The organism is Bacillus sp. AFS001701 (assembly GCF_002559405.1).
GTDB lineage: Bacteria > Bacillota > Bacilli > Bacillales > Bacillaceae_G > Gottfriedia.
The window spans coordinates 1-24,523 of record NZ_NTZO01000159.1 but is presented as its reverse complement, the minus strand read 5'-3'; the positions used below and the strand labels follow the sequence as shown (position 1 = coordinate 24,523).

General features: G+C 31.6%; 20 protein-coding genes and 1 other annotated feature. Of the genes, 5 read left to right on the top strand and 15 right to left on the bottom strand.

The genetic code is table 11. The annotated features are described in order from the left end of the window. Positions 1-362 precede the first annotated feature (362 nt). Complete coding sequence (locus CN514_RS12415; protein WP_098232858.1) at positions 363-1,877, top strand: MDR family MFS transporter; 1,515 nt, start codon at positions 363-365, stop codon at positions 1,875-1,877. Positions 1,878-1,927: 50 nt separating this feature from the next. Here the strand turns inward: CN514_RS12415 and CN514_RS12410 are convergent, their stop codons facing one another. Together CN514_RS12410 and CN514_RS12405 are read right to left on the bottom strand one after the other, a co-directional pair. Next, complete coding sequence (locus CN514_RS12410) at positions 1,928-2,584, bottom strand: HAD family hydrolase (RefSeq protein ID WP_098232857.1); 657 nt, start codon at positions 2,582-2,584, stop codon at positions 1,928-1,930. Between the two features lie 55 nt (positions 2,585-2,639). Further along, positions 2,640-3,194: a GNAT family N-acetyltransferase gene (locus CN514_RS12405; RefSeq protein WP_098232856.1), complete on the bottom strand. Its 555-nt coding sequence runs from the start codon at positions 3,192-3,194 to the stop codon at positions 2,640-2,642. Between the two features lie 261 nt (positions 3,195-3,455). Between CN514_RS12405 and CN514_RS12400 the strand changes: the two genes are divergently transcribed. Continuing rightward, a complete protein-coding gene (locus tag CN514_RS12400) occupies positions 3,456-4,661 on the top strand; it encodes a cytochrome P450 (protein ID WP_098232855.1) in 1,206 nt (401 codons plus the stop codon). A gap of 172 nt (positions 4,662-4,833) precedes the next feature. Here CN514_RS12400 and CN514_RS12395 read toward each other — a convergent pair whose 3' ends face one another. Beyond that, positions 4,834-6,252, bottom strand: a complete 1,419-nt coding sequence (locus CN514_RS12395; RefSeq protein ID WP_098232854.1) for an aminotransferase-like domain-containing protein — start codon at positions 6,250-6,252, stop codon at positions 4,834-4,836. A 98-nt stretch (positions 6,253-6,350) separates the two neighbouring features. On the opposite strand from CN514_RS12395, the gene CN514_RS12390 reads away from it, so the two are divergent. Then, positions 6,351-6,953, top strand: a complete 603-nt coding sequence (locus CN514_RS12390; protein WP_098232853.1) for a LysE/ArgO family amino acid transporter — start codon at positions 6,351-6,353, stop codon at positions 6,951-6,953. Between the two features lie 85 nt (positions 6,954-7,038). On the opposite strand, the gene CN514_RS12385 is transcribed toward CN514_RS12390, so the two are convergent. Both CN514_RS12385 and ileS read right to left on the bottom strand, forming a co-directional pair. Continuing rightward, entirely contained in the window at positions 7,039-7,224 is a 186-nt protein-coding gene (locus tag CN514_RS12385) for a hypothetical protein (RefSeq protein ID WP_098232852.1), read from the bottom strand. A gap of 162 nt (positions 7,225-7,386) precedes the next feature. Next, positions 7,387-10,467, bottom strand: a complete 3,081-nt coding sequence (gene ileS, locus CN514_RS12380) for an isoleucine--tRNA ligase (RefSeq protein ID WP_483295012.1) — start codon at positions 10,465-10,467, stop codon at positions 7,387-7,389. Between the two features lie 66 nt (positions 10,468-10,533). Beyond that, positions 10,534-10,778, bottom strand: a binding site (T-box leader). 252 nt (positions 10,779-11,030) lie between these two features. Here ileS and corA point away from each other — a divergent pair. After that, positions 11,031-11,972 carry a magnesium/cobalt transporter CorA gene (gene corA / locus CN514_RS12375; protein WP_098232850.1) on the top strand — a complete coding sequence of 314 codons (942 nt, stop codon included), beginning with the start codon at positions 11,031-11,033 and terminating at the stop codon, positions 11,970-11,972. Positions 11,973-12,088: 116 nt separating this feature from the next. On the opposite strand, the gene CN514_RS12370 is transcribed toward corA, so the two are convergent. The 7 genes from CN514_RS12370 to CN514_RS26505 all read right to left on the bottom strand — a co-directional run bounded on the left by CN514_RS12370 (position 12,089) and on the right by CN514_RS26505 (position 18,039). Next, positions 12,089-12,334: a DNA alkylation repair protein gene (locus tag CN514_RS12370; RefSeq protein ID WP_098232849.1), complete on the bottom strand. Its 246-nt coding sequence runs from the start codon at positions 12,332-12,334 to the stop codon at positions 12,089-12,091. A 430-nt stretch (positions 12,335-12,764) separates the two neighbouring features. Then, positions 12,765-13,700 carry a hypothetical protein gene (locus CN514_RS12365; RefSeq protein WP_098232848.1) on the bottom strand — a complete coding sequence of 312 codons (936 nt, stop codon included), beginning with the start codon at positions 13,698-13,700 and terminating at the stop codon, positions 12,765-12,767. Positions 13,701-14,211: 511 nt separating this feature from the next. Next, complete coding sequence (locus CN514_RS12360) at positions 14,212-15,366, bottom strand: PDDEXK family nuclease (RefSeq protein ID WP_098232847.1); 1,155 nt, start codon at positions 15,364-15,366, stop codon at positions 14,212-14,214. A gap of 308 nt (positions 15,367-15,674) precedes the next feature. Next, positions 15,675-16,283 carry a recombinase family protein gene (locus CN514_RS12355; RefSeq protein ID WP_098232846.1) on the bottom strand — a complete coding sequence of 203 codons (609 nt, stop codon included), beginning with the start codon at positions 16,281-16,283 and terminating at the stop codon, positions 15,675-15,677. Between the two features lie 93 nt (positions 16,284-16,376). After that, complete coding sequence (locus tag CN514_RS26510) at positions 16,377-16,505, bottom strand: hypothetical protein (RefSeq protein WP_286141662.1); 129 nt, start codon at positions 16,503-16,505, stop codon at positions 16,377-16,379. A gap of 455 nt (positions 16,506-16,960) precedes the next feature. Next, positions 16,961-17,305, bottom strand: coding sequence for a DUF4064 domain-containing protein (locus CN514_RS12350; protein WP_098232845.1), 345 nt, complete (start codon positions 17,303-17,305; stop codon positions 16,961-16,963). A 47-nt stretch (positions 17,306-17,352) separates the two neighbouring features. Continuing rightward, positions 17,353-18,039, bottom strand: coding sequence for a hypothetical protein (locus CN514_RS26505; RefSeq protein ID WP_286141661.1), 687 nt, complete (start codon positions 18,037-18,039; stop codon positions 17,353-17,355). A gap of 415 nt (positions 18,040-18,454) precedes the next feature. Here CN514_RS26505 and CN514_RS12340 point away from each other — a divergent pair, with 415 nt between their 5' ends. Then, positions 18,455-20,500, top strand: a complete 2,046-nt coding sequence (locus CN514_RS12340; RefSeq protein WP_098232844.1) for a helix-turn-helix domain-containing protein — start codon at positions 18,455-18,457, stop codon at positions 20,498-20,500. A gap of 201 nt (positions 20,501-20,701) precedes the next feature. Here CN514_RS12340 and CN514_RS12335 read toward each other — a convergent pair whose 3' ends face one another. The 3 genes from CN514_RS12335 to CN514_RS12325 all read right to left on the bottom strand — a co-directional run bounded on the left by CN514_RS12335 (position 20,702) and on the right by CN514_RS12325 (position 24,404). Beyond that, positions 20,702-21,601 (bottom strand): HNH endonuclease, encoded by a 900-nt coding sequence (locus CN514_RS12335; RefSeq protein ID WP_098232843.1) that lies wholly within the window; start codon positions 21,599-21,601, stop codon positions 20,702-20,704. 755 nt (positions 21,602-22,356) lie between these two features. Then, positions 22,357-23,115 (bottom strand): DUF6615 family protein, encoded by a 759-nt coding sequence (locus CN514_RS12330; protein ID WP_098232842.1) that lies wholly within the window; start codon positions 23,113-23,115, stop codon positions 22,357-22,359. A gap of 263 nt (positions 23,116-23,378) precedes the next feature. Next, complete coding sequence (locus CN514_RS12325; RefSeq protein ID WP_098232841.1) at positions 23,379-24,404, bottom strand: hypothetical protein; 1,026 nt, start codon at positions 24,402-24,404, stop codon at positions 23,379-23,381. Positions 24,405-24,523 lie beyond the last annotated feature (119 nt).

Here is a 24,523-nt window from a genome sequence, read left to right as displayed (position 1 = left end):
CCACTAATCTGCCAATATGTTGAATAAGCTCAGAGACTTCATAATTATTTATATATTTCAAACAACCACAAAGATGAGAGTTACTACCTAAAGGAATTTTAAACAAAGTAAAGAATAATTAAAGTAGAAGAAAATGATAGAATTGACGTTTTTACTTGAAATTTGAATTTCATCTCTAAATTCAGGTATAAAGAATCAAAAAAATTTAAAACGTTGACACGTTATTCAAATTTAAAATCACTATGCTTGAACTTTTCTAAAAAAGCTTCATTCCCATTAGTTTTAAACTATTACAAGTACTTCTTTTTTAAGTATTCAATGAATCAATTGAATAATATTGGAAGGTCATAAGGAGGAAAAGGATGAAAGAAAATAACAAGACTCTTATATTAATAGGACTAATGATTGGTGTCATCTTCTCAGAGCTTGATGAGACAGTCGTTTCAACAGCTATGCCAACAATTATTAGGGATTTAGGAGGTTTAGCGCTTTACGGCTGGGTTGGTGGAGTTTACATGCTTTCGATGACCTCCTTTATGGCAATACTCGGCAAACTTGCGGATTTATATGGTCGAAAAAAAATATATTTATTTAGTATGGGATTATTTATGGCTGGCTCAATTATTAGTGGTACAGCTCATTCTATGGAAGTCCTTTTAATTGGTCGTGGGATTCAAGGGATTGGTGCGGGTGGGTTAATGCCACTTGCGATGGTCATTTTTGGAGACAGTTTCCCAGTTGAACAGCGTGCCAAGCTACAAGGTATTTTCGGAGCTGTCATGTTTATACCTCAACTACTTGGTCCGCTCATTGGAGGATATTTTGTACAGCATATTTCATGGCACTGGATCTTCTTAGTAAATATTCCAGTAGGAGTTTTAGCTGCTATTTTATTATCTTTAGGATTAAACGAATCGAAAGTAGACAAAAAAATCAATATCGACTGGTTTGGTGGGATTTTACTAGTTACCACGTTAATCAGTTATCTGCTTACTCCTGTACTCCATCAAACAGAAGGATATGCATGGAGTGATCCTAAAATGATTGGTTTACTAATTTTAGGAACTATTTTACTTGGATTGTTTATTTTTGTTGAGTCAAAAGCAAAAGAACCCATTATCCCATTGCACTTATTTAAAAATAGAAACTTTGTTGTCATTTCAGCTCTTGTATTTGTATTTGTTCTTGCGATCATGGGGTCACTTTCATCTTTCCCATTCTTCTCGCAAAATGTACTCGGTTTAACACCTACTGAATCTGGTTATTTAAATTTACCAATTATGGTTGGTGCGATGGTTGCAAGTGTAGTTGCTGGTCGAGTAATGAATAAATTCTCTTATCGAAATATATACGGTGTTTCATTTATTATACCAATGATCGGTTTCTATTTACTTACAGGTATTACAGCTCACACTTCAATTATTACTTTCGTTATTTATTTCATTATTCTTGGACTTGGATTCGGTGCTCTGTTTAACAATGCATTAATTGTTCAAGAATCAGTTGAAAAGGAAAATGTAGGGATTGCTCAATCTGCCGTCATGTTATTTCAATCAATTGGTATGACGATAGGCTTTAGTTTATTTGGTTCTCTATTAGCCTCTAAAATTACATCAGGGATGAAATCACTAGCTGGAAGTCTGACCGTGGATCAATTGCTACAATTAAAAAATGTACAAAATGGTATGATTCCATCTAATCTTGATCAAAACCTACTTGAAAAAGTAAAAACAGTCTTTACTCATGCATTCCAGGATTTATATTGGGTATCTTTCGTACTTGCCATTTTAACATTTTTAATTTGTTGGGGTCTGAAAAAGGAAATTTTAATAAAGAAAGATGAAGCAAGTGAAGTAAAAGAAGTAAATTCTATTTAACTAAAAAACCATTCCATTTTTTGGGGAATGGTTTTCTTTTTTTACTCTATTTATTTGTTTGTTATATGCTTAATTACATCTTCTAAAGATTTTTCTGCCATCGATGATAATCTTAAACTATGATTCTCAAACTCTAAATGTGAGGTAACTTGATTCGGAACAATTACACAGTTTAATCCTGCTTTTGTTGCAGCGATTAAACCATTCAACGAATCTTCAAATGCGATAGCTTCTGATGCTTGAACTCCAATTTCCTCAATTGCTTTTAAATATAGCTCTGGATCTGGTTTCACTTTCTTAACATCATCTTTCGTCTTAATTACTGAAAAGTATTCATAAATAGTTAATTTTTTTAAGAAGCTTTCTACCCACTCTCTTGAGGAGCTAGAAGCCAAAGCTATTTGTAATCCTGCATTTTTTGCTGAGATTAAATAGTCTTCTACACTTTCTCTTAATACTGGCTTGAGTAGTTTCTCATCAACTAGCTCTTTCGCCATTTGTTCAATCAGTTCTTTTTCAATTGGTTCTTTTAAATTTGAATTAATAAAATCGAATAAAATTTCATCACTTGTTCCTACAACTTCTGAAAACTTTTGAAGAGTTAACTCCACTTCATGCCGTTGTAGTACTTCCTTATATGCTTCGAACCATACAGATTCAGTATCGACAATTAAACCATCAAAATCAAATATTACAGCTTTAATCATTCCATTTCCCCTTTTCCTTACTTGGAATTTTTTATATTATGATTATTTCAGTTTTCTATTGTTCGTTTTTTTTTTGCCAATCAGGTTTAATGAGTGAAAATACGTTTAAATCATGAGACTGATTCCCTTGAACTAAATACCCTCTAAGTAATCCTTCTTTTTGAAACCCTAGCTTCTCAACTAAAGTAGATGACGCTGTATTGTCTGGAAAAATATTAGCTCCAATTCGATATAATCCTAGTTTATCAAAGCAATATGATGTAATTGCCTTAATTGCTTCTGACATAAATCCTTTTCTCCAATATTCAGGTAATAAATCATATCCAATTTCAGTTCTTCTAGCGTGTAAAACTAAATTATTTAATCCAATTGTTCCGATTAATTTTTTGGATTCTTTTTCAACGATTCCAAAGCGCATTCCTTGTTGATTTTCAAATCTAGTTTGTAAAGAATCTATCATTTTAACCGCTTGTTCTTTTTCAGTAAAGGGGTCCATACCATAGTATTTAATTACCTCTTCATTTGATAAGATGGAAAAAATCTCTTCTACATTATTTTGTGTAATTTGCACTAAAGATAATCTCTCTGTTTCTAAAACGGGAAAATCCATCATATTACCCCTTTCTCAATCATCGAATTATTTCATAAAAATTAGTTTTTTTAATTGAAGTACCTTATTTTACCATATATCATGATTTAATTTTTTTAATTTTTATTTGATTTATTTCTTATTCATTTATACCTATTTCCTCATGAAAATCATTCTGTACAAAAGTATCCTTATTTTGTGTTATCCAAAATTTGGGAATAATCCATTTTCACAGAAATAGAAATAAATAGACTCATTTCATTCATAAGGGAGAACAGTTACATGAACAATCAATTAAAAATGAATCCACAGCAATTTTACAAAGACCCATATTCGTATTTTAGTATCGCTAGACAAATAAGTCCTATGCTTTATACCGAGCTATTTCAGAGAACTGGATGGCTAGTAACAGGCTATAGAGAAGCAGAAATCATGCTAAAAGACCCCCGTTTTATCAAAGAAGCAACCAAAGTTACTCCACCTGAACAAATACCTGAGAGTGTTATGCCTGCAATTGCAATAAATCGAAAAATGATGTTATTTCGAGATGCTCCTGATCATACAAGATTGAGAAATCTCGTGAACAAAGCCTTTTCTCCAAGAATGGTTGAAAATTTACGAACTTCGGTAAATGAAATTGCAGATTATTTAATAGCAAATATGAAGGGAAAATTTTCCCACGAACTAATACGTGATTTTTCTTATTTATTACCTGTTTTTGTCATTACTGATTTATTAGGTGTTCCTAAAGAAGATCGAGATTTATTTCGTAATTGGTCAGATGCATTTATTAAATTTATTGATTTTAATACGACTATGGAGGATTTAGAATTAGTATCAAAGGATATTCTTGATGCTTCTAATTATTTCAAAAAACTTATATCTAAAAGAAGAATTGAACCTAAAGAGGATTTAATTAGTAATTTAATCGTAGCGGAAGAATCTGGTGATAAATTAAGTGAAGATGAAATGATCGCAAGTTGTCTTCTTTTATTAATAGCGGGTCATGAAACAACTGTTAATTTAATCACGAATGGATATTATTTATTATTAAAACATCCTGAGCAATTTGAGCTATTAAAAAATGATTTAACGTTAATTCCTTCAGCAATTGAAGAAATATTAAGATACGAATCACCCGTTATTTTTACATCTAGGTGGGCTAGAGAAGACTTTGAGTTCGCTGGAAATTCGATTAAAAAAGGCGATTACTTTATGGTTTCATTAGGTGGAGCCAATTATGATCCAACAGTCACAACTAATCCTGAAACATTTGATATCACTCGAAAAAATATAAAACATTTATCATTTTCATCCGGCCCGCATTTCTGCTTAGGTGCCCCACTTGCTAGATTAGAAGGACAAATTGCAATTGAAAAACTGATTAGACATTTAGTGAATCCAGTTCTAATTGAGGAGCCAACTCGCCGTAAAAATGTTGCATTTCGAGGGTTTGAAAGCTTAAAGATTCAGGCAAGTATTCAGTAAAGTTTCTAGCAAATTATGTACTTTTCCATATAGAAATTAAATTTTAAATTACTAAGTTGTAGTAATGAAATTAATCAATATATAACAAATCAAAGAGCATCGAGATCTCGGTGCTCTTTTTTTACTGTTCAAAATCCTTCATTAAAAGGTCCAAATAAAGTTCTAAATGAAATCACAGTTGGCTTATTTGTAGTAAAATATTTAATCCCTTTTTTAAATCTTCAAATGACGCGTAGGCATAAGAAAGACGAATATGGTGTAAATCTCTTGGTTCGTAAATATAACCTGGATTAATCAATATATTTTCTTTAAGTAATTTTAAAAATAAAGTTTTATTTACAATTGGATTATGAAACCTGAGCCATATGTAGAAACCACCTTCAGACTTTTTCCATGAAGCTATTTTTTTAAAGTCCTTTTCTAAAAATTCTTCTACGTATTTCGCTCTTCTTTGCAATTGTTCACGAAGGTTAACTAGATGTTTTTCGTATAGACCGTTTGCGATCCAGTGTGATACAATTTCTTGCGAAAAGGCACTTGAACCATAATCTGTTTGCATTTTAATATCAGCTAATCGTTCAATTACAGGTGTTGGTGCAACAACCCAACCAATTCTTAATCCTGGACTTAGTGTTTTGGATACACTCCCTATATACAGAACTTGTCCGGAAGTATCAAACGATTTTATAGCAGGTGAAGATGATTCAAAAAGTAATTCGTGATACACATCATCTTCAATAATCGGAATTTGTAGCTCTTTGCATGTATTAAATAGATTTTGCTTTTCTTCCAACGACCAATTATAGCCTGTTGGATTGTTTAGTGTTGGAACACAGTAAAATAAAGATTGCCTCTTCCCTTTATGTGCCCGTAAATCTTTTAATCGATGTTCCCTTGAAACTGAAATCATTCGCATACCATTAGATTGAAAGGGATGAACTGAATTTAAATACGAAAATTGTTCTTGAAATAAAATGGATCCCTCTTCCAATAATCCAACTGCAATTAATTGAAGTGCTTGAAGTGCACCCGAAACAATTAAAATGTTCTCTGGTGCTGATTCAATACCACGTTTTTTTAAATAATTACTTAAAATTCCTCGGAGCTTTTCACTTCCTTGCGGAGATGAATAGCCAATTGCTTTGGAATCAAGTGAAATCTTTCTTAACGAATCTTCTATTTGTTTAGTTGGTAATAATTCAGGTGATAATTCACCTGTTCCAAGACGTATGATATGACTCATTTGCTCATATTCATTTATGAGTTGAATCGTATGGTAATTTGGTTTATGAATACTTGATTCAATATGTCTCTGCCAATTTGGTTGATATTTGCTCAAAAGTACGTTCCAAGAATTGTTAGCCACATATCCCCCTGATCCCATTTTTGATTCGATCAAACCATCTGCCCTTAATTCATCAAGTGCAATTTGTATGGTACTACGATTCACATTAAATTGCGTTGCTAGTTGACGCTGCGTTGGAATCTTTGTGCCAACAGACCAATCACCTCGTTCAATACGAGATTTAATCCAATCTACAATTTGCTCTTGAACAGTCAAATGAGAATCACGATTTGGTTTCCATTTCATCTAACTCCCCCTAAATTGGGTGGATATAAAACCATCCAATTGGTTGTTTTCTTTTAGTTTTATCATAGTACGATTGTAATTGAAAGGGAGTTGATTTGATGGAAGCTATTATTCATGGTCTAGTCTTAGCATTCGGACTTATTTTACCTTTAGGGGTACAGAATGTATTTGTATTTTCACAAGGTGCAACTCAGTCAAAACTAATTCGAGCGCTACCTGCGACTTTTACTGCTGCAGTATGCGATACTTTTTTAATTCTTTTAGCTGTTTTTGGACTATCCACGATCGTTCTACAATTTGAATGGCTAAGAATTAGCTTGATGATTGCTGGCATTATGTTTTTAGTATACATGGGGTATGTTATTTGGAGATCAAAACCTGCAGCAAATGAATCGAAAAGTGCATTACCTAGCCGACAGCAAATTATTTTTGCTTTATCAGTTTCCTTATTAAACCCCCATGCAATCTTAGATACAGTAGGTGTAATTGGAACAAGTGCATTAAAATATGTCGGAAAGGAACAAGTTTTCTTTACGATCGCATGTATTACAGTATCTTGGATTTGGTTTTTTGGATTAACGGTCGCGGGCTCAATCATGAAGAAGGTAGACAGTACAGGAGGTTTAATGAACATATTCAACAAATTCTCCGCCTTGTTTATTTGGGGAACGGCCATTTATCTTTTAATCGGATTAACTTAATGTACACTAGTGGATGATCGAATGTTGATCATCCTTTATTAATAGTTCAACTTAGCATAGAGTAGTTGAATAACCGTTTTTAAAATTAACTTTTTTCAATTGGTTTTGCAAAAATAATTGATATTAAAAATCCAATAAATCCACCGCCAATAGAACCGGCAAATGCTGAGTTAATTTCGCCATGAAATATGAATACTCTAACTAAAAAATACGATATGGCAAAAGAAACTGCGTATATCAAATATACATAAATGCTCTTTTTAGAAATCATCTAATCTCCTTAAATCATTCTACACTAATTAATTCAACAGCTATTTTAATAAACCTTTAAACTATTGAATTTAAAAATAGGAGACCTTGCCCACGTCATTTAAGAAAAAAATGACAGACTAAAATTTTGTTATTAGTCTGTCATTTCACTTTTACTATTCAATTAATTAGAAGCAACTAATTCAATTTCAGACTGATAATCACCAACTTTAATTTCTTTTCCATTCACTTGATTCTTCACAACTAGTTTTCTCATTAATAAGTTTTCCTCAAGCATACCTTTAAACTTTTCAATGATTTCAATAAACTCTGGATTAGCTGTAATTCCAATGTCTACGCGCATATTAATTGGTAGATCCAATTCTTTTCGGTATTCTTGAATAGACCTGATTAATTCTCTTACAGTTCCTTCTTGGATAAGATCTTCTGTTAGTAATGTGTCGAGGGTCACTGTATATTCGCTATTCGTCGCTGATGCAAAACCTTCTTTTGCGCTTTTTTCAACTAAAATATCTTGTGCGTCGACTTTAACAGTTTCTCCTGTTTCAATTAATACATTAACGTACCCGCTCTCAACCACTCTTTTTGCTTCTTCATTTGTTAATGTTTGAAGTGATTTATTAACTAAATTTGAAAGCTTTCCAAATTTTGCTCCTGATTTTTTAAAATCTAATTTCATTTTTAAGATTGAAAACTCATTTTCATTGTTTACTTGTTGGAATTTTTTTACGTTTAACTCATCTAAAACAATTTCTTTATACGAATCCCAATTGATCTCCTCATTGTTACTAACTAAAGTTAAACTAGCTAGTGGCTGTTTAATCTTTAATGAATTTGTATTTCGGATGCTTCTTCCAAGTTCCACAACTTTTAGAACTGCATCCATTTCCTTTTCAAGCTGAACATCGATTAATGTTTCATCGCAAACTGGGAAATCAGATAAATGGACGCTTTGTTTTGTTAAATTAAAATAAACATCTTCCGCTAAGAATGGCGTAAATGGTGCTAATAATTGACTTACTTTTGTTAATACTTCAAACAGTGTATAGTAAGCCGCTGCCTTCTCTTTATTCATTCCATTTGACCAGAATCGTTCTCTTGATCTTCTTACATACCAATTGCTAACTTCATCTACTAATTTAGAAATGTCCCTTGCAGCATTTGTAAATTGATATTCCTCCAAATTCTTAGTTACATTTTTGACTGTGCTATGCAAACGAGAAATGATCCATTTATCCAATGTGCCTGATTGATACTCATATTGTTTTTTTGCATTAAATCCATCTAAATTTGCATATAAACTGTAAAAACTATATACATTTTCGAATGTATCGATTAGTTTCGATTTTGCCTCTTGAACGACTCTTTCAGAAAAACGCTTCGGGTTCCAAGGCGCACTGTCTACTAATAAAGCCCATCGTAATGAATCAGCACCATATTTTTGAATTAATTCTACCGGATCTAATGCATTACCTTTACTCTTAGACATTTTTTGTCCATTTTCATCTAATACATGGCCTAGAGATAATACACGTTTATACGGTACTTTCCCGGTAAATAAAGTAGATACTGCAAGTAAACTATAGAACCAGCCTCTCGTTTGATCAATTCCTTCAATGACAACATCTGCTGGGAATTGTTTTGCAAATTTCTCTTTATTTTCAAAAGGATAATGATATTGGGCAAATGGCATCGAACCGCTATCGAACCAAACATCAATTACTTCAGGTGTTCTTTTCATATTCCCTTTACAATTTGGACAGTTAAGAGTCACTTCATCAACAAAAGGTTTGTGCAATTCAATTGAATCGTCAATTTCTTCAACCGAATGGTTACATAATTCATTTATACTTTTTGGTGCTAATTGATGATTACATGAATCACATTCCCAAACATTTAATGGGGTGCCCCAATATCTTTTTCGACTAATATTCCAATCTACCATTTGTTCTAAAAAATTACCGAATCGACCGTATTTTATATGATCAGGATGCCATGTTACTTCTTCATTATTTATAATAAACTCATCCTTTAATGCTGTCGTTTTAATAAACCAACTTTCATTCGCATAATAGAGTAAAGGTGAATCACAACGCCAACAATGCGGATAGCTGTGGTCATATTTTTCTTTACTAAATAATAATTCGTTTTCGGCTAAATACCTCACTATATCTACATCACACTCTTTAACAAAACGACCTTGAAAATTAGGTACTTCATCAGTATATTGGCCCTTTTCATTCACTACATTTACAAAAGATAACCCATTTTCTTGCACAACCTTATAGTCATCTTCACCGTATGCAGGTGCGATATGAACAATTCCAGTACCACTACCTTCAGTTACAAAATCTGCTTTCACAACTTTATGTCCAACTTCAACTTTTACGAAATTAAATGGTGGTAAATAACTAATACCGATTAGATCTGCCCCGAAAAATTCAGATAAAATGACGTAATCAGCTTTTAGTACTTTATCTAATAATGCCTTAGCAAGAATATATACCTCCTCACCTTTTTTAGCACGAACATATTCCATAGTTGGATTTACAGCTAACGCTACATTAGCAGGAAGTGTCCACGGAGTTGTCGTCCATCCAAGGAAATAGACATTTTCTTCATCTTTCAATTTAAACTTAACGGTTGCAGATAAATCCTTAACGTCTTTATATCCTTGCGCTACTTCATGTGAGCTTAGTGATGTTTGACAGCTAGGGCAATAAGGTGAAACACGGTGACCTTTTACTAGCAAACCTTTTTCATGAATTGTCCCGAGGATATTCCATACACTTTCGATATAAGAATTATCCAATGTTACATATGGATCATCCATATCCACCCAATAACCTAACTGCTCAGTAAAATCACGCCATTGTTTCTCGTAAGTAAACACACTTTCTTTACATTTCTCAAGAAAAGCTTTTACACCATAACGTTCAATTTCCGCTTTACCTGAAATGCCTAACATCTTTTCAACACCGAGTTCAACTGGTAAACCATGAGTATCCCATCCAGCTTTCCGAACAACTTGGAAACCAGCCATTGTTTTATATCTAGCTACCACATCTTTTATTGTACGACCTAATGCGTGACCAACGTGTGGTAGTCCATTTGCAGTTGGGGGACCTTCGTAAAAAACAAAAGATTGGTTATGTTCTCTTTGTTCAACTGATTTAATAAAAGTATTTTCTTTAGACCAATGTTCACTAATCCTTTTTTCACGATTTTGAACAGATTCTTTCATGTTTTCTTTTTTCATATGATATCGCCTCTCTTAATTTTTTAAAGCACACAAAAACCCGTCCCTATAATAAGGGACGGGTTTAACCGCGATACCACCCTAATTCTATTGAAAACATTCCGCTCTTCAATAGCACTCAGTCACGTACAATCATACGCGTTCCTTTTAACGGTAGACACCCGTTCAAACCTACTTATGTTTTCAGTTTGACTTCTCGGAGAGGATCTTCATTTAAGTACTATTCACCGGATTTCAGCTTCCCCGGCTCTCTGTAGAACAGTAACGAAAATTACTTTTCTCGTCATTGAATTCATTTGTGTGCTTTAATTGTTATTTATTATATCCATCGACTACTAAAAAGTCAAAGTTTTCTTAAATTTATTTTTTTCTTAATTTAAATTCCTTATTCAATGCTATTTGTGCTATTTCTTTTCTAATCTTACAATTTTAAACTAGATAATCTTATACAAATCGTTAATACTTTCTCATAATTTTTTTAAAAACTAATGGATCATATTGTGTTAAACTGATTTTGGAGAAAATTAACGAGAAAAAGGGGTGCCGAAATGATTAAAACGATGGCTGTATACAAGGACGGAACCCATGCGTTTGATGTATCAATTGAAGAATTAAATTCCGAACAAATTGATTGGGTTTGGATCGATTTTGGAAAACCTGAAAAAGAAGAAATTGACCTATTGCGAACTCAATTCCAATTCGATGAAATAGCAATTAAGCATTGTGTAAGCTATAAAGAAAGACCGAAAATGGATTATTACGATGGCTATCGTTTTATCATTCTGCAATCATTGCAGGAGAACATGGAACAAGCTGAAATCGATCTCTTTTTGTCCCACAAGTACATCGTTTCATTTTGCTTTGAGGAGTCAAATGCGATACAAATTGTGTGGAACAAACTTAAAGGATTAAAAAGTACAAAAGGAGTAAAACCAGAACGAATCCTGTATCACATTTGTGATGAAATTGTAGATAAATTTTTTCCAATCATACAAAAAATTGAAGATGACATCGAAGAGATTGATGAATTAGGAACTAATTCCGACTTAAGCATGATCGATGGCATTAAAACACAATTAAGCAAGCTATCAAAAGTAAGAAAAACAGTTAAACCAACAAAGGATTTAATTTATCGTATATTAAATTCAACCCACGTTGAAATTGACAAAGAAACGACAAAGAAATTGCGAATCGTCTACGATCATTTATTAAAATTATTAGATGACATTGCAGATAACAGGGAAATGGCAAATGACATCAGAGAAAGTTATATTTCAACAAACTCACACAAAATGAATAAAACGATGAAAATGTTAACATCTGTCTCGATTGTGTTCATGCCACTAACATTCATTGTCGGTGTATATGGAATGAATTTTGTTCACATCCCTGAGCTTCAATTAAAATATGGTTATTATTACTGTTGGATAATCATGCTATTCATCGTAATTGGATTAGTGATGTGGTTCAAGAAGAAAGATTGGTTCTAAAAATACTAGCACTGGAAACATTTAAAAAAACTATCCAACAAAAATAAGATGATCTCTGTTTAGAGGTCATCTTATTTTTATTCTATTTATACATTCGCACTTAGTTTTTTATTTTATTATTTCAATGAATCTGCTGTTTTTTCAAACATTACACTTTGATCAATTAAACCACAAGTTCCACATTGAACTAAATATTCTGGACCTTTATATGGAACATAAAATGGATCTAGCCCACTTGAAACATATTCTTCTATTTCAACATCTCCGCTTTGAGCATTTAATTTAACTGCTTTTGGGTTTTGTTCGATTAAATAAAATCTACTTTTGTTTGTTTTACAGCGTGGACATGCTAATTTATGCATCTTTTCACCTCATTTTATTCATATAAGGTATAGCATACCCTTGGCAATGCCTTGATATACATTGCTTAAATTAACATGTTGATTTTGAATCACCTAATATATGGTATTATTGTAACAATAGATATTACTGATTGTCCATCAATATCTTAATTCCATATACTTACCGTTTGTATCAATCACTTCTATTATATTCTGATGTGTGCTTGTAGGTACTTCTATTGATTATCCAATTCCACCATAATATTAGGTATTATATAATCCATCACGATATTATTCTAAGATTTAATAAGAATTGGAAAATGTAAGAGAGAAACTCTTAAACCATCTGCAAAGACAAGTTGAATAGTCTATGTAACTTAGTGCCATCTTTACATTTTAGTCAAATAAATAATACAAAAATCAGTCCCAAATCTCGTGTGTATAAAAAGACTTATTCTTTCTCAACTTCATATTTTTTTTGTATATTTTTTATATCATCCTCAGATAAATCAATAGACTCTATACGTAATAACCCATTATAGATGGCAGGTTGAAATTGCTTGAATATATCTCCAACATTTGCATTTCGGGATACCTTACCATTATTTAGGGACTCAGGTACATTTATAAACACTAATATCATTTCAGCCGATGTTTTTTTAACTTGTTGATAGAAGAGTATCTTAGCAATCTTAGAGTAAATTTGATATCGAATCAATGGATGATACGAAGTACTTATAAAAATTTCTATAAAATATTCTTTACTATCTGTTTTATAATAAGCATCAAATAAAATTCTTTGGTCATCTATAGGGTCTATCCCCTTAAAGTTAGAGGAAAATTCAGCTTCCTTAATTACTTCTAACGTTGGAATTTTTTGCCTTTCAATGAACATATTTAATCCTTCATTGAGTAATACGCGTAACGGCAATTTATGAAGATTTGGAGTAGATTTAAATTCACTCCCTAAAGCATTAGACTTTATTTTAGCATTTTCAGCATCTTTCTCTGCCTTAACAACACTAATACCTTTTGAGTATTCTATTGGGAAACCAAAATAATTGTGGTTACTCTGATTTTGTGTAACCACAGAAGCAAGACTAATAATCTTTTCTCTTAATTCTTTATTCTCTTCTTTAGACTTTTCAACTTCTTCTTCTTTTTGTTTAACTTCCCTACTGAGCGAGAATAACTTACCAATACTCAAATTATCAAAAGCTTCTGATAGAATCAGTAATGTAATAATAAGCAATACAGTAATTAAACCAGCATTAAAATCAAAAGGTATTGCGTTTCTATAAAAACTTGTTAAAACTAAAAATATTAAGAAAACTATAAATAAGAATATTAAAACTCTTACGAAGATACTATTGTTCCTTGTCCCCACCATTATCCCCCTTATATCAATCCTACAAACTATTCAGCTATTAAATATTGTCCAAAATACTAAACTAGTTCCCACCTATTTCCTTAAAAACTTCAGCAACAGGAAAATTATACCACAATTGAAATGGAATATTCGAAAAACTTCTAAGTATGCATCTGTTCCCATAAGCCATGGTTCATAGCAAGGATGTAGAGAATATTTATATATAGATTAATAATCAAATTGCTGTGTTATAACCTCACTAAGTAACCCTTCTTTTCTTTCCTTGTGATTCCATGATTGTCGTTTTACATCCTCCAAACTTTTATCAATTTAATTATTTAAAATAAAATCTGTCGTCACTTTATTTAGCGTTCTGATATTTACGCCTTCAAAATTGCATTTTGAATAGTTTTTACAAGAGTTTCCGCTCCGAATTTAACAGCTGCTTGGTTTTACTTAGTTATTATTTATTTCACCTTGATAATGAGTACCGTTTTTTAAATAAAAAGACGAGCATTTTTGCTCGCCTTCAATCATTCTCATTACATAATGTGAACAAATTGAATAAATAACCATCTAATATTTCATTTATATTTTTATATTCGTAATAAGGAATTCGGATTAATTCAATTTTATTATCCTTGCAATATTTTGTTTTGACTTTATCTCTTTTCTTTTGTGCCTTTAAATCTTGGTTAACAAATACTTCTTCAAAATGTTGTTTACCGTCAAACTCAATGCAAATATTTAAATCAGGTAAGTAGAAATCAAAAGGTAAAGTATTTTTATATTTACAATCAGGAAATCGATATTCTTCTTCAAATTTGATATTATTTTTCAAAAGATAAGATTGTATTTTAAATTCGCCTTTTGAACGAATTTTAGTACAAGTAATACACCTTCTTCTATCAGTGTGCTTGAAGTTATCGTAACTTGTTTTAAACATTTTTCCGCATTTGCATTCAAACTCTAATTCAGAATAATAATCTATATATTCAGTAGATTTCAAAATACAATCCGAATGTTCTTCAACAAATTTTTTTACATCCTCAAAATTTAAAGTCTTGATAATTGAAATGTTATGATAGCCACATTTCTTACATTGTCTTTGGTTTCTACTCATAAATTTATCAAAAGTTTTTTTGAATTTCTTACCACAACTACATAAAAACTCTAATTTAGTATGAGCATTTTTATATTCTTTAGATATCAATACACAATTCGAGTTTTCATCAACAAATTTAAATACTGTTTCAAAAGTTAATTTTCTGGCTTCCATTTGTTTAAGTCTGCCGCAAGTTTTGCACAATATTTCATTTCTTCCTTTAAATTTTTCAAAACTTTTCTGAAAAGGATTACCGCATTCACAAATAAAATCTAATTTTTCTCGATTGCTTTTATATTCAGTAGAAACTAATTTACAATTTGTATGTTTTTCAACGTATCGTTTTATTTCTTCAATATTTAAAGACATTGAATCTCTCGTTCTTGCGAATCCACAACTTTTACATTGGTATTGTTTGTTATATTTGAAAGCAAAAAAACTTTTTTGAAATGGCTTTCCGCACCCACAAATGAAATCTAACTTTTCATAAATTCCTATGTATTCATTTGAAATTAAAATACAATCTGAATGTTCCAATACATATTGTTTAACTTGTTTTAATGTAAATTTTTGTGTCATAAAAATACCGCCAATTGTTATTTTCCAAATAAAAAATGTAGATGTACACTTGAGAATGCCTTTCAATTTAAATTAGTGATTCTCAAATCTATCTATATCAATATTTTAACACAATTCATCTACTAAATTTAGAGTATCGTTATTTTGCTATTCTTTAGACTTTCCTTGTGTGAATGGATTACTGAGTATAATCAATTCGAGACATTAAAAAATTTTCATGGTGTGTGATTTAAGCTACTATATTCAATTTCGTATAAAAGTACCGCTCAAATGTGGAAATTATCCCCCCATATACATAACAAAAGACATCACCTGTATTTGCGTGATGACTCATATTCTTTAACCTTTCTATACCATGTTGCTTTTTTTAATTTAGCCTGTTCCATTGCTTGAACACCTGTTAAGTTTCCTTCTTTCCATTGCTTATATGCATTTTCAAATTCATTTGTAATTGATGTTTTTGGTCTTCCTAAGTGTTTACCCTGTGCTTTAGCCACTGCAATTCCTTCCGCTTGCCTTATCTTGATTTCATCTCTTTCCTTTTCTGCAAATGCAGTTAATAGAACTAATACGATTTTGCGGATAGCTTCTTTCATTAAATCATCTTGTTCATTTGTCGTGTTTATCATTGGCTCTTTTACAAATTGTAATTGTACTCCATTTTCAACGAACCAATTATACTCGTTCATTGTATCATTCATGTTTCTTCCCATTCGTGTGATGCTATCGAATACAACGACATCACCTTCACGAACCATTTGCTTTAACAATTTGTAAGAAGGTCTATCAAATGATTTACCGCTCATCTTGTCAATGAACATGTCACGCTCGTTTATTCCTAGGTTCATCATTGTTTCTACTTGTCTTGCCTCGTTTTGTTCCTTACTTGATACTCGAATGTATGCGAATGTCTTCATCCTTTATTACCTACCTTATATATTTGACACCCTAATATTATCAATAGCGTATCATAAGGTCAAATTATTATTTCGATACGTTTCATAATTGTTTTATACACCTTTTGAAACGATGTTATCATTGATTTTAATGGTGTCTAATTTCGTATCAAAAGGTATACCTTTTGGAACGCTAGTTACAACTTGTATCATCGTGTGCATTTTGATTGTACCAATTGCCAAGTGTATCCTGTATCATTCCAAACTTCAAGAGTGTTACATAACCCACCTTTATATTCTTCTCAAACACTATCATTGTTTACTTACATATCTAATATCAATCTTTTCATACATAAAAATTGAAGTGTCGGACATTTACCGAATACGTGTGTGGATAAGGGTTGTGTTTGTATCCACTACAAACAGCTAAATTTAATTAGGCTTAAATTTATATTTTAAAGAGACTTCCAATTAATTAGAAGTCTCTTTAACTTTATTTGACTTTTGTTTTGTACGTTGCATACCCTGTCAATCATTCCATCATAATATCGATTAGATAAGGTTATTGAGATTTGCATTCATATCAACTGAAAGAAACTTATGTAGAGCAGTGTATTCATTGATAAATAACTAGACTTATTTTTAAAGTGTTCCAATTTATAAATATAATTGCTAACTATGCTAACATCCTTTTTTTTTTACATTGATACTTCTGAGCTTTTCTTTACTTTTCTAAAAATACCCATTAGTCCACTGATTACAATTAAAATTGCAGGCAGTACTCCAAATAGTCCAGTTGACACTAAGATTACAATTCCACTAATTACCAATACAATGCCACTGAATCTTGGTTTCCAGTTGATTACTATAGCGAATATAAGTGCGATTACCGAGAAGAAGAATGCAGTTCCACCCATGCTTGTTATTTCACTTTTACCATTGAATGCTTCATCTACAGTTCCAAAGAATAGTGCAAAGAATGAACTTCCGAATGCGAATATTGAACCTAAAATTCCTAATACCATTTCTGCAGTACGTTTCATATTTATCTCCTTATTTTAAGTCTTTCGACTGTTAGTTTTGTTATTAATTATTTAACAGGTATTAATTTTACAGGTGCTTCTGTTTCAACTGTATATCCATCATCACATGAGAACACATAATCTCCACTTCCAATTCCACCATTACCTAAGATTGTATTTACTACAACATCTCCATCTTTATCATATACTACAAAGTTTGAACCACGACCTACATTTGTTGCTTTATATCGTCCACTTTTAAAGTCTTTGCCTACAGTATAATGACCACTACTTAATGAAACTGGCTTTCCACTTGCCACCTTAAGTTGACCTGTTGCAAGACTTAACTTTTTGTTTGTATCATCTAATTTTGATTTAGCATCTGCTAATTGACCTTTGATATCTGCAAGTTGTTTATCGATTTCTTTACGACCTTCTGCAAGCTCCTTGTCTAATGCACCTTTTTTATCTTTTAGCTTCGCTTCTGTATCATTCAATTCTGTTTGAGCACTGTCACGCTTTGCAATGATATCTTTTGCTTCTTTCAAGCCTGATGATAACGCTTTCTTTTCACTTTTAAGCTTGCTAACCTCTTTGTCCAACTGAGTGATGTCCATCTTCTTATCGTGAACAGTAATTTTAGCACCACTTGAACCTATTGCAGAACCTATAAAGATTAAAACTATTGCACTAAAAATAATTCCAATAATTTTTAAAATTTTCTTGCTCTTACTCTTTACAACTTCTACTTCCATCGTCATTCTCTCCCTTTTATTTTATATTTTTGTTGAAGGACGCCTCTTAATGAAATCATAGTTTTATTAATTGTTGTACAGCTATGCTTTTTATTCATTCTATTCTCTCTAATTTCCTATTAGCACCACTACTTCTGACTCTAAGATTGCCATTTATTTTCCTCTCTGTTAGTTCAATCCTTAAGCTTATGTTTAATCATATCCATAGTGGCTATCAAAAAATTGAATAGGTAATATTCCTTATAATTGACTAGTAAATCACTCCCATCAATCACCTCTGAAATTATCAGAAAATGGTGTAAATCTCCCACAAACTACCACTTAGAAAAGTCTTCCAATTAGCCTATGCTCATGTCACAATTATTGTATACAATATCACTTTATAAACAACAAACAACTAGGAAGGCTGATTGATTTGGCAAAGACAATACCGAAGGAAAAGGAAACGGAAATAAGGAGACTTCTTCTAGAAGGAGTTATGATGAAAAAAGACATATCAACAATGCTTGGTGTAAGCAATACTGCAATAAATAGAATAAGAATTAACCTAGTGGATGAAGGACTCATTGACAAGCCAGTAAGAATGACAGATGAGCAAGTATTTGATATAAGAACAAAATTAATGAACGGTGTTACTGTTACTGAGTTAACAAAAGAATATGGTGTAACTAATTCATGCATATTTTACATAAGAGACATGAAAGTATCCAAACATATTCCTGTTCATGGATGCTATGTTGAATCAACTGAAAGTAAAAATGAGCGAAAAATCAAAGAACTTCTTATAGAAGGAGTTAGAAATGAAAGATTAGTAACCGTTTATGGATTTTCTCGTAAGGCAGTAATAAGGATAAAGAAGAAGATGGTAGAAGAAGGCATTATTAGACCTGCTTTCCATAAATTAACTGATGATGAAGTAGAAGAAATTCGAATTAAAATCATGAATGGTGTTCCTAATCACATGTTAGAAAAGGAATACGAAGTTTCAGAGCCAGTAATTTTAGACATCAAAATGATGCGTTCGTACACACATGTAATTGTCGATGGTTATGATGTCGATAAAGTAATAAGGAAAAAGAAACACTTCAAAAAAACTGATGAAGGTGATATTAGCAAAACAAACAGAAAGGTTGATGGCATTATATATAAAGCTACAAATACAGAAGATGGCAAGGTCTATATTGGACAAACTGTTATGACCCTAAAACGAAGAAAACGTAATCACAAGAGAGATACAGAAAAATCTGATAACTATTTCCATAGAGCAATTCGTAAATATAGCTGGGATGCATTTAAATGGGAAGTAATCGATACTGCAGAAACTGAATTTGAACTGAGCGAAAAGGAAATTAAGTGGATTAAGCACTATCGCTCTTTTGCAGGATGGTCAGATAGTAATGGCTACAATTCTACTACTGGTGGCGAAGGTACTAGAGGTGTCATTCAAACAGAAGAGAAGATTAGAAAGAGTCTCGAAGCAGTCGGTAAATTAAGACCTTTTATAGTCTTTGATATAGACGAAAATATTATCGGTGAATATGACATAATAACTTGGGCAGAAGAAGAATTGGGCATTTATAAAAGTGGACTACAAGATACTCTGACTGATGATGTAAAGAAAAAAGGTAAAGTATCTGCAACTGGAACAGGTGGATTTATTTACTCTGCAATTTATACAGATGAATTTACCCATATGGCTATGAGGATAAGGATTGATGAAATAAAAAATCCTCCAAGTGCATACAAGAATGGTGCTTATAAAAACGCTACAATAACAAAAGAACAAGTTTTAGAAATTATTGATTTAGCAATTGAAGGTCTTAATCAAAGAGAGATAAGCGAAAGACTTAATATTGGACGTAGTGGTATAGGTAGTATAATACAAGGTGAGACTTGGAAACATATTAAACTTCCAAAAGAAAAGGAAGAAAAGCTTAAAGAATTAAGAGAAATGAACAAGAAGAAAACTGCAAGACCATCAAACGAAGTGGTACGAGCAGTCCGAATTAGATTCATGAATGGTGCTACTAATGAAGAAGTTATAAAGGAATTCGGATTAAGTAAAAGTCTCACAAATAATATTAAATGGATGCATTCGTATCAACATGTAATAGTCGAAGGTTATGACCCTAGGATATCGGCTATGAATTATCATAGTAAATTATCACCACAGGATAAAGAGCAGATTAAATCGCTTATTATACAAGGTAAAAAAACAGATGATATAGCGAAAATGTACGATGTCAATCCAAGTACAGTAAACAGAATAAAGAAACAAATGGAAGCAGATGGAATTATACCAAAATCACAATATAAAAAAATCGATGCAAAAATAGACAAAATCAGAGAACTGCTTAAAAATGGAACTAACGTTAAAGACATTGCAACTCAGTGTAATGTTGGTGAAGCAACCGTATATAGATTAAGAAAAAAAATGGAAGCAGAAGGGATTGCAATGTAGCAGTCCCTTTTTTTATTCCCAAAAATACCCCTAATTCCATTTCAAACCTTTATCGTAAACGACCTTGAAATTATAGTATTTTTAATTGATTATGTTATCATATTAAACTTTTCAATCCTTATCGTATCGGAATAATTTATAGATGCGTGTAGAACAACGTGCTTTGCCTAATTTCAGCGGTTTCCGTTAAGCAATTGTTTTTTAAATATTCTCCTTTTTTCGTATTACCTCGACCGAAGCTATAAATTCATTAACTTGACTGATACTATTACCCCTCTTCCCATATATAGTATGAAACTTCATATGACAGTCATAACAAAATGTAATTCCATTATTGATATGGTATCTAAGTCCTATGGAATCTTTCCAATTTACAATATGGTGTGCGTGTAACTCTACACAAAAATCAACTTCTCCCTGTTTTGCTCCGCAACATTGACATCTGTATTTATCCCTAGAGAAAACTGCTTTTCTCCAATTTCGGTACTCGCTCGTTGCTCTCTCAACTCTATGGTATGTAACCCCACCTTTCCATACAGGAGACTTCTCACCACTAAACATCTCTCTGTATTTAGGATGTTGCATATGACTTTCATATCCGTACTTTTCCAAAGAAATTGCCCTCACTCGTTTCTTATACACTTCAGTTTGTACATAAAATTCTGTACCGTACCTTTTCAAGTTGGTTTCTTTGGATTTTTCTTTCACTGATTCTAATTGAAATACATTTTTCACTCCATATTTTCCCTTAAGTGTTTCTTTAACCTTCTCTTGAACTGAAGCTACTTTAATGTGATGTTTGATACCATATTTAATTATATTTGATTCCATAATTTTCATATTGGTGCAATCTTGGTTGTTACAACAATCTTTTTGAGAAATTGTTTTCCTATGTATATAGATATACGTTTGATACATAATTGGGTATTCATATCCACAGTAATCACATTTAACATTAATCATTCCTGTACTTCCCCTTGAAAGATGCTCTATTTTCACATGAAATTCTTCACCCATTTTCGTGTATTCATAGTCAAGTTTTTCGAACCTTTTTTTATTTTTTGCATTCCACTTAACTTTAGCTATTTTTGAAACAATCAAAGTAAACATATCCTTTACTAAAAGTTTATTACAAAAACTATCTATGTCTTTGATACTCCCTTTAAACTTTCTAAGAGTATCTCAATTAGCATCCTTAAGCTTTATGGCTTTGCAAATTTAACGATGCGCAAATTTATTCCACTAATGGTAAATATTCTATTGATTTAATCTTCTTCATGATACCCATCCCCCCCATTAAGAATACCTATTTTCGTATAATTAAATTTTAATTAATCGATAGTGTATTAGTATTACACTAATACACTAAAAAAGGTAGATTTACTTCCAGCTAATCCTTCGAATATCATTGATAGAGGTAAAGATACTTTCACTCCTCATACAACAAAAAAGAGCAGCCGTATCGACTGCTCTCCAAGAATTTATTACTAATATTTTTAATCGAACCGCTTAAAATTCACATTAATTTATGATACAACTAAAACAGACTAATCCACCTAATGAACTAGCTTCATTATATCCTTAATCTATAAACTCTCTTAAAACATTCTCAACTTCTTCAACCGTCAAATCTAAATATTTGGTGGTAACTTCCATCTAAACTTCTAAGAGAGTCAAAGCCTTGCTAATCAATGGTTTTCCCTATAATCTTAAACTAAGTATTCGTACCTTTTCCGTATTTCGTTCGATTAGTCTATTTTTGCATGATTAAAATGATATAGACAAGATGCAATAATTAACGATATGTTGGAATGTTATAAAGCGGTACTTCACATATCAAAATAGGTTAAACATAATTAATTAATTTGAGTAACAATTACATACTCTGGAATAAATTTAATATCTAAATCTTCTTCTTCTATTACAATGTTTGGTGATATCTTTTTTACATATTTAGGTACTTTCTCTTTTATAATCCCATCTTCAATTTTCAGCCCAGTCATTTTTTCATACTTTTCAGAAATTACATTTATTAATGATTTGCTTTTATCATTACAACAGAATAGACAAACTAAAAAGTCAGATATAGGACGGACTTCGTGATAATCATAACTTTTTCGAGTCCCACCTCCAACTAAACCTTTTATCGTTGTAGCAAAACTATAAGTTACGCCTTCATACTCATCATATATACTCTCACCACACTTACATTTAAATGTTGGAAATGTATTAACATAATTATAGAAGATATACATAGGTATACACTTGTCTGTTGTAGCTGAATTAATAAGTGTATCAATTTGAACTTTTTTACTCTTTCCAATATAATTTAAGCTTTTATATTTCATATCTAGACTTAATATTTTCGCTTGTACCCTAAGAGAAATTGCTTTACCATGCTCTATTATCCACCATTCCCAATCTGCACCCTTTTCGTCCTCCTTTTTTTTAGTAAATTTCTCTATCCTTGTACTAGTACTTAGGCTTTTCTGTAGTTCAATCAAACTAATATCAGTTATTGTCTCTTCACCAACACTAAGATTCGTTTCAAACCTACCTTCTAATATAAACCAAGTTAATTGTGAAAAATCCTTTATAGCTTTACATACACTCATAATATATCAACCTTCCAAAAATTATTAAAAAATATAACTTTAATTCTACTATTAATGTACAAATTTTCTAATACAAATGCATAAGTGATACATTTTTGCTACTAATAATGGTAGCGACTCTTCTAGATATTCGAAATCTATATCTATTTTTATCTCTACCATTTGTTCACATTTACCGCAACACTTAGAGTAAATTACTTCTTTCATCTTTACCACCTTTTCCTAATAATTAGAGCCAGCGGATAAACACATACTATACTATCTTACACTCCTAATAAACGATGATTTTTCCCCAATTTTCTTATATCAGTTAAATACCTTGCAGCTAAGTGCTTATTTCTAACATTATTATACTTTTCATATAATTGGAAAGCACCACCTAATGTTACCCCAAAACCCAATAATTCTTTTGCTAATTCAAGATTAGAACCGTCATTTGAAAAAACTAATGACACACCTAAAGCAGTAGCAGCTGTACCCGTTACGAAACCTGTAATATCAGAAACTAAATCTAAAATAGAACCATTTAAATTACCAATAATTTCCTTACAATTACTTTCTGTTAACTCCATACCTGGAGCACTTGTAAAAGTACCTAGTGATGCGTGAAAAGAGTTCAACTTCGTTTGGAAACTTTCTTTATTCCGTAGCTTTATAATAGCTTCTAACGGAATATCTTTTAGGTTTACTGGTATCTCAAGTTTAATAAATTTATTCATCACCTTTAATTCTTCAAACTTAGGGTTGTATTTCCAAGCTTTGTTATTTATCTTCGAAATTTGCTTTTGTTCTTTAGTATCTGTAATTACAGACATCCCACAACTATCTCCAATATTATGAGCTATTACCGACATATAAATTAAAGCAAGTTGCCGAGGAAGATTAATACCATTACTAGTCTCATGACATAAACCATAGTCTTTGCAAAATTCAGAAAATTCCGGAGAGAACTTAGTGTGAAAAATTTCGGTGTCTTGATTTTGGGATTGTCTCCAATATTCTAGTATATCTATTTCACCGAAAATCCCATGGTTTCGCTTTGGTCTATTAATAATTTTACTTTGAATTATATCTATTGCATCATAGGTAGACTTCTGTCCCTCTGCATACGATGGACGATAGCTTTCTAATAAGTTAGTTGTATTTCTTAAATTATTGTAGTTAATGCTTAAGTAACCTTCAGCTTCATATGGAACAATAGTATGTACCCTCCTCATGTATAGCAAAGCAAACTTTAACCATTCCTCATCCTCTATTTCAAAACCTGGATAATATAAGAATTCAGTCATTTAAATATCTCCTTAAAATTTTATTAAAACATGCATTTGCTGTAATTATCATGTTTTGTTTAATTTTTATATGAGTAATACTTATTAATTCATTTACACAAAAAAACACTATCTCTACC

Bases quoted from the DNA above. Each gene is read 5' to 3' on its own strand.
- CN514_RS26505 (WP_286141661.1), bottom strand. From the start codon at position 18,039: ATGGAAGTAGAAGTTGTAAAGAGTAAGAGCAAGAAAATTTTAAAAATT.
- CN514_RS12385 (WP_098232852.1), bottom strand. From the start codon at position 7,224: ATGATTTCTAAAAAGAGCATTTATGTATATTTGATATACGCAGTTTCT.
- CN514_RS12415 (WP_098232858.1), top strand. From the start codon at position 363: ATGAAAGAAAATAACAAGACTCTTATATTAATAGGACTAATGATTGGT.
- CN514_RS12405 (WP_098232856.1), bottom strand. From the start codon at position 3,194: ATGGATTTTCCCGTTTTAGAAACAGAGAGATTATCTTTAGTGCAAATT.
- CN514_RS12330 (WP_098232842.1), bottom strand. From the start codon at position 23,115: ATGAGTGTATGTAAAGCTATAAAGGATTTTTCACAATTAACTTGGTTT.
- CN514_RS12325 (WP_098232841.1), bottom strand. From the start codon at position 24,404: ATGACTGAATTCTTATATTATCCAGGTTTTGAAATAGAGGATGAGGAA.
- CN514_RS12350 (WP_098232845.1), bottom strand. From the start codon at position 17,305: ATGAAACGTACTGCAGAAATGGTATTAGGAATTTTAGGTTCAATATTC.
- ileS (WP_483295012.1), bottom strand. From the start codon at position 10,467: ATGAAAGAATCTGTTCAAAATCGTGAAAAAAGGATTAGTGAACATTGG.
- CN514_RS12360 (WP_098232847.1), bottom strand. From the start codon at position 15,366: ATGACACAAAAATTTACATTAAAACAAGTTAAACAATATGTATTGGAA.
- corA (WP_098232850.1), top strand. From the start codon at position 11,031: ATGATTAAAACGATGGCTGTATACAAGGACGGAACCCATGCGTTTGAT.
- CN514_RS12400 (WP_098232855.1), top strand. From the start codon at position 3,456: ATGAACAATCAATTAAAAATGAATCCACAGCAATTTTACAAAGACCCA.
- CN514_RS12410 (WP_098232857.1), bottom strand. From the start codon at position 2,584: ATGATTAAAGCTGTAATATTTGATTTTGATGGTTTAATTGTCGATACT.
- CN514_RS12355 (WP_098232846.1), bottom strand. From the start codon at position 16,283: ATGAAGACATTCGCATACATTCGAGTATCAAGTAAGGAACAAAACGAG.
- CN514_RS12370 (WP_098232849.1), bottom strand. From the start codon at position 12,334: ATGCATAAATTAGCATGTCCACGCTGTAAAACAAACAAAAGTAGATTT.
- CN514_RS12395 (WP_098232854.1), bottom strand. From the start codon at position 6,252: ATGAAATGGAAACCAAATCGTGATTCTCATTTGACTGTTCAAGAGCAA.
- CN514_RS12390 (WP_098232853.1), top strand. From the start codon at position 6,351: ATGGAAGCTATTATTCATGGTCTAGTCTTAGCATTCGGACTTATTTTA.